The organism is Secundilactobacillus muriivasis, from assembly GCF_054785195.1.
This window is the reverse complement of the sequence record NZ_BAABMI010000102.1, coordinates 1-4,776: the sequence shown is the minus strand read 5'-3', so window position 1 is coordinate 4,776 and position 4,776 is coordinate 1. Positions and strand designations below refer to the sequence as shown.

The 4,776-nt window shown below is 40.7% G+C and carries 1 protein-coding gene and 3 pseudogenes; 1 reads left to right on the top strand and 3 read right to left on the bottom strand.

Translation table 11 applies throughout. The features are described from left to right. The first annotated feature begins 870 nt into the window (after positions 1-870). The gene (locus ACYVR3_RS15980; protein ID WP_461245000.1) at positions 871-2,283 is read left to right on the top strand and encodes a hypothetical protein; all 1,413 of its coding nucleotides are present in this window, start codon (positions 871-873) and stop codon (positions 2,281-2,283) included. A 272-nt stretch (positions 2,284-2,555) separates the two neighbouring features. Here the strand turns inward: ACYVR3_RS15980 and ACYVR3_RS15975 are convergent. The 3 pseudogenes from ACYVR3_RS15975 to ACYVR3_RS15965 all read right to left on the bottom strand — a co-directional run. Beyond that, a pseudogene (locus ACYVR3_RS15975) lies at positions 2,556-2,786 on the bottom strand (transposase); the annotation flags it as partial. A 168-nt stretch (positions 2,787-2,954) separates the two neighbouring features. Beyond that, positions 2,955-3,548, bottom strand: a pseudogene (locus ACYVR3_RS15970) (transposase); the annotation flags it as partial. A gap of 22 nt (positions 3,549-3,570) precedes the next feature. Further along, positions 3,571-4,776: pseudogene (locus ACYVR3_RS15965) on the bottom strand (MobQ family relaxase); the annotation flags it as partial.

Sequence of the window (4,776 nt, the reverse complement as noted above, 5' to 3'; positions counted from 1 at the left end):
GGTTCAAAGGACTCCAGGACACCTTGGAAGCATCATTTATTTAAGTTAGATACATATTATATGTACGAAGGCATTTCGTTTACACAAGATTCTTGACGCTACCTAATTGTCAGGTATGTTCTTAGCATGTCCAGGTTTCCAATGAATAGTTAGTTTCGAGTTTTTGGGTGCGTTATCCTTAACGGCCACGTACCTAATATGATCATGATCTTCAATTAAGAATATTCGTTGATAGTTGTTTAGAGTTTTAACGACGGTACAATCATCATGAGTAATTCCGAAAACGTCAGTGAATTCTGTCATAATACTACCTCCTAAAACTGGGACTATTTCGGGTTATTATAGCATTACAATAATAGTTTACAGTTTACAATGACTCGGCTGACGCTTGCTTACGACATGCTTCTAACTATAATTTAATTCAAAGGGTTGACTTGCACCAAATTTTAGGTTATTGTTTACATATAAAGAGATTTCTTTAATCCTATTTATTCCTCAAAATAGATTAAGGTTAAAGTGTCGAAAGATCGCCCTTCCCCAAACAAAGGGCGATTTTTCTATTGATTATCTTTATAGTTTTTTGCAACGCGTTCGCCGATAAAGCACACGTTGATTTTTTGCTTTGAAAAATGTATTATAGTACCTGTAGTATCCAATCAATGCCGTTATTGTTTCCTCCTTTCTGTCCCCTAGCAGAAAGGTTTTTTTATGCACTTTTACATGTCATGTATTTCATTACTTTGACTAATTCTTAACAATTTTATATAAATTTTGGCCTTTATACATTGTTATGTTATACTGAAACGTGATTAGAGGAAGCTACATAGGCTTTATCTGATTAAAAAAAACAATATTTTAGGAGGCATTGATATGCGTAAATCACTCGCAAAATCAATCTATTTCGGTGCTGCTGCATTGGCATTTGCCGGCATCGTGGGTACTACAAGCGTTACCGCTAATGCTGCAACCGCAGCTAAGGTTACTTCAAATACGACCTTAACTACTGACGCTACTTCACGTAACGTTAATTTAACTGGTACTAATGCTGTTTATACTAAGGCTGGTACTCTTAAGGGCGCTAAGGTTGTTGCTTCAACTACTACTGCAAAGAAGTTAAGTACTTCTGCTAATGGTGCTGCTAACTTCCGTGCTTACCGTGTTGCTACTACTAACCGGGGTTCAGTTTATTACAAGGTTGTATCATTTGATGGTTCATACCGTGGCTGGGTTTACGGTGGTAAGTCAACTTCTAAGTTCGCCGGTGGTGTAGCTTCATACGACACTACTAAGACTGCTACTGCGCCTAGCTCAAGTGCTGTTTATACTTTGAAGAGTTCAGCGGTTAGTTCCACAGCTAACAAGGCCTTTTATGCTCAACCAGCTTGGGCACAATACAAGGTCGGTCGTGCTAAAGTTAATGGTGCAACTTTGACATCTACTTCAGCTTACAAAGATACTCAATTCACCTTTAGTGATGCTGTTACAAACCGTGAAGGTGACACCTTCTACAAGATTGCAACTGCACCTGGTGCCACTGACTTAGTTGGTCAATGGGTTGCTGCATCAGCAGTTACTTCACCAAGTGAGTTTAACGAAAACACTCAAGTTAAGATTGACATCAAGACCACTGATGGTACTGATGTAACTTCCTTTAACTACACTCCATCCAGTGCTACTGGCCAAGGAACTGCTGTTGACTTGAGTTCTGATTCTGCTCTTTCAAATGAAGCATCAAGCAAAGCAACTGCCGCAGGTTACAAGCTTAGCACTTCAGACAACGTTAATGCTGCAGCTTTGAAAGCTGCAACGATTGGCGGTACTGTTACACTTTATGCTACTAAGAGCGATCAAGTGACTATGAATACTAAGGTTTACATTGCTCAAGATGGTAGTGTAAATCCTGTTGAAGCTACTACTACTACTGCTACTTCAGTTTCAACACCAAGTGCTGCTGAAAATGTTATTGTAACCCCTACGACTGCATTTACTCCATTTACTGGTGCTGATGGTGCAAGTTACACAGCTGCACAAGCTCTTTCATACTTGACTGGCAATGCAACACTGAAGACTTTGTACTCACCTAAGTTCCAAGACACTAATGCTAGTGGTACTAAAACATGGTACGAATATGTTTACACTCCACAATCAGCTAGTGCAGGTACTTACTCTAAAACTGGTACTTTGAATGCAGTTTACTCAGCAACTAAGACTGCTACTACGGCGCCATCTTCTGCAACAGCAAACACTTCTACTGGTGCTTTAGCTAACGATGCTGTTAAATAAGTTTATATAATTTGACCAAGATTTGCTTCAGTTTTTATCTTGATTAATTAGTAAGAGGGAGACTATCTTTGCTACAATGATGGTCTTCTTTTTGGGCTCTTTGTCAAATGGTGTTGATTAATAGTTTTTATCTTTTGAAAGGTCCACTCTTCGGAGTGGGCTTTTTGTTATTGAACCGAAAAACTCCGTTTGAGAAGTCAGATGGCCGCAATTATGCTCTGTAGCCCTGTTTTTGGGCACACTCCTCCCCGGGGTGTCATACACTGGCTTTTCTAGGCAATCAGTTGGTAGATCCGTTCAAACATGCGCTCTTGATTGGCAAATCCATAACAGCTGCGCTTTAGCGCTTTGATCTTACGGTTAATGCCTTCTAGTGGGCCATTTGAAAGCTTGGTTTGAGAAGCATTCAAAACGCCTCTGAGGTTTTTCCTCAGTGTGGCAATGGCGATGTCCATTGGCTCACCGCACGACCTGTAGGTCTTGATGAGGTTACTCAGGCGCTCTGGGCCTAGAATTTTTGGTGTTGGAAAGTATTTCCATTCCAAAAGTACTAGGCCCTTTTTGATGACGGATTTACAATTCAAGTGCAACAAATTAGTCAAATAGAAAAGACTCATAGGGTACTATCCCCCGTCAAGTTGACACTTATAAAAACGAAAACACAATTTTTCTTATCCGACCAAATCGTGGTAATATTCCGCCACGGTTTGGTCATTTCTTTTAGCGGAAATGAACTGATTCGTGAAGTACATTATTCCAGCACGAACCTGTTCCTGTAACTCTGCTAGAGTTTGCGCCTTTGGACGATGCTCGAGCCAGATGCTTTTAAAATCTTCCTACCAGTGTTCCATTACGGCGTTATCCGCTGGTGTCCCAGGCGCCGATAGGCTATGCCTTACCTTCTCCTGACGGAGAGCTTCGTTGTAATTGGTGGACGTATATGCCGCTCCACGATCCGTATGGATCATTTCTGGAGTGGTTCCACTAGCCTTAGCGGCTTGGTTAAAGACTTTGATTGCGGCTTCACTGGTCTTCGTTGGTGAGATTAACCATGCTGCTGGCCTTTGTCCATATAGACCTAAGATGGCGTGTAGACGGACTTTATTAGTGGTCCCGTAAGTCGGTTCTGTTGTATCTGTTACCCAAACCTGATTCGGCTTTTCTTGCTTAAATTGCCGATTTAGTAGGTTTTCATCTTGATAGGTTTGTTTTGCTCCCTGGCGGTCCTTTTTTGGCTGCCGGTAATCCGCGTACAATACCCCAATTAACCAGTCGCTAATTTTGTGATTACAAATGCATGCCCCCATCTTCATGCCGGTTCCGGGTTTGATGTTGCCGCTGCTTTTTCGTCATTTCCCACTCGGTCTCTTTTAAGCCGCGTTCTTGTTTTTGCCGTTGGTAATCTTCATCACGAGCATATAGAACAGTCATGATCGCATCACTAAAGGCCGTCTTTAAGTAATAGTCTGGACTAACTGGCTTGTAGTTCAGTGGTTGATAATGTCCGATATTTGCTTTTCTGTCCTGGTCGTCCTTGGCTTGTTGCCCTTTTAACTGCTTTTGGATTTTCTCGATTTGACTGTTCTTAATCGTTGGATCGACTCTGCATTCGCCAAAAAAGATTTGTTTAGTGCCATCATGCTTTAAAACCCGTTGTAAGTGATGATTTTCTAACTGATCTAAGCTAAGCTGTCCCGACAAATAAGCTAACCCTAATTGATGTTCTTGGGTACTGAAAACCTGTGGTGGATTTGCTTGCCATTGTTCCATTGTTTCGACTTTTAATGGCTTTAAAGTTGGATCATAGTACATCACGGCTGTATAAACCTGTTCCTGTTTACCTAGTGAAAGATCATCTAAATCACCATTGGGAAAGGCCCTTTTCAACACTTCATGGTATTGCGTTTTAATGACTTGCTTAACGGCCATGATTGCCCGTAGGTCTTTGACTGCGCGAGTAATCTTTTGCTGTTCGGTTGGTGAATATTTCTCTAGTAACCCTTGATCGACGTGTTCTAGACTTTCTAAGTTATCGTCATGAATCATCAGCGTATATTTCAGTTCGATTTTGACTTCCTTTTCCTGTTGCATTAATAACTTCCAGCCAACGTATGGCCGTTTGGTAAAGGTCAATAATTGTTGGGTCAACAAATCATCACGAATGTTCATTAAACGTTCGTTTAATTCACTACCCTTGAAAACTGTTTGTTCGCTATCGGTTTCCTTAATTAATTCTCGTCTTTCAGCTTGCGTGGTCTGTTCAAAATTAAGCTCTGGATAAAGTTTTTTCGTAGTGCGATCAACCACTTTATTTAAGAGTTCATCTGCTTTTTTGAGTGAGCTTTCTTGTTGGTTAATTGTCAATAATTGTTTAGTCACATCTTCACCAACCGCATGTTTAATTAAGGTACTGTTCTTCCAATTAAATAGCATGCGCCGCTTATCATCTAAGTTCTCCAAACTGATATAAGTTTTCAGTTCATGGCTTAACTC

Coding starts and splice junctions, on each gene's coding strand:
- ACYVR3_RS15980 (WP_461245000.1), top strand. CDS start 871: ATGCGTAAATCACTCGCAAAATCAATCTATTTCGGTGCTGCTGCATTG.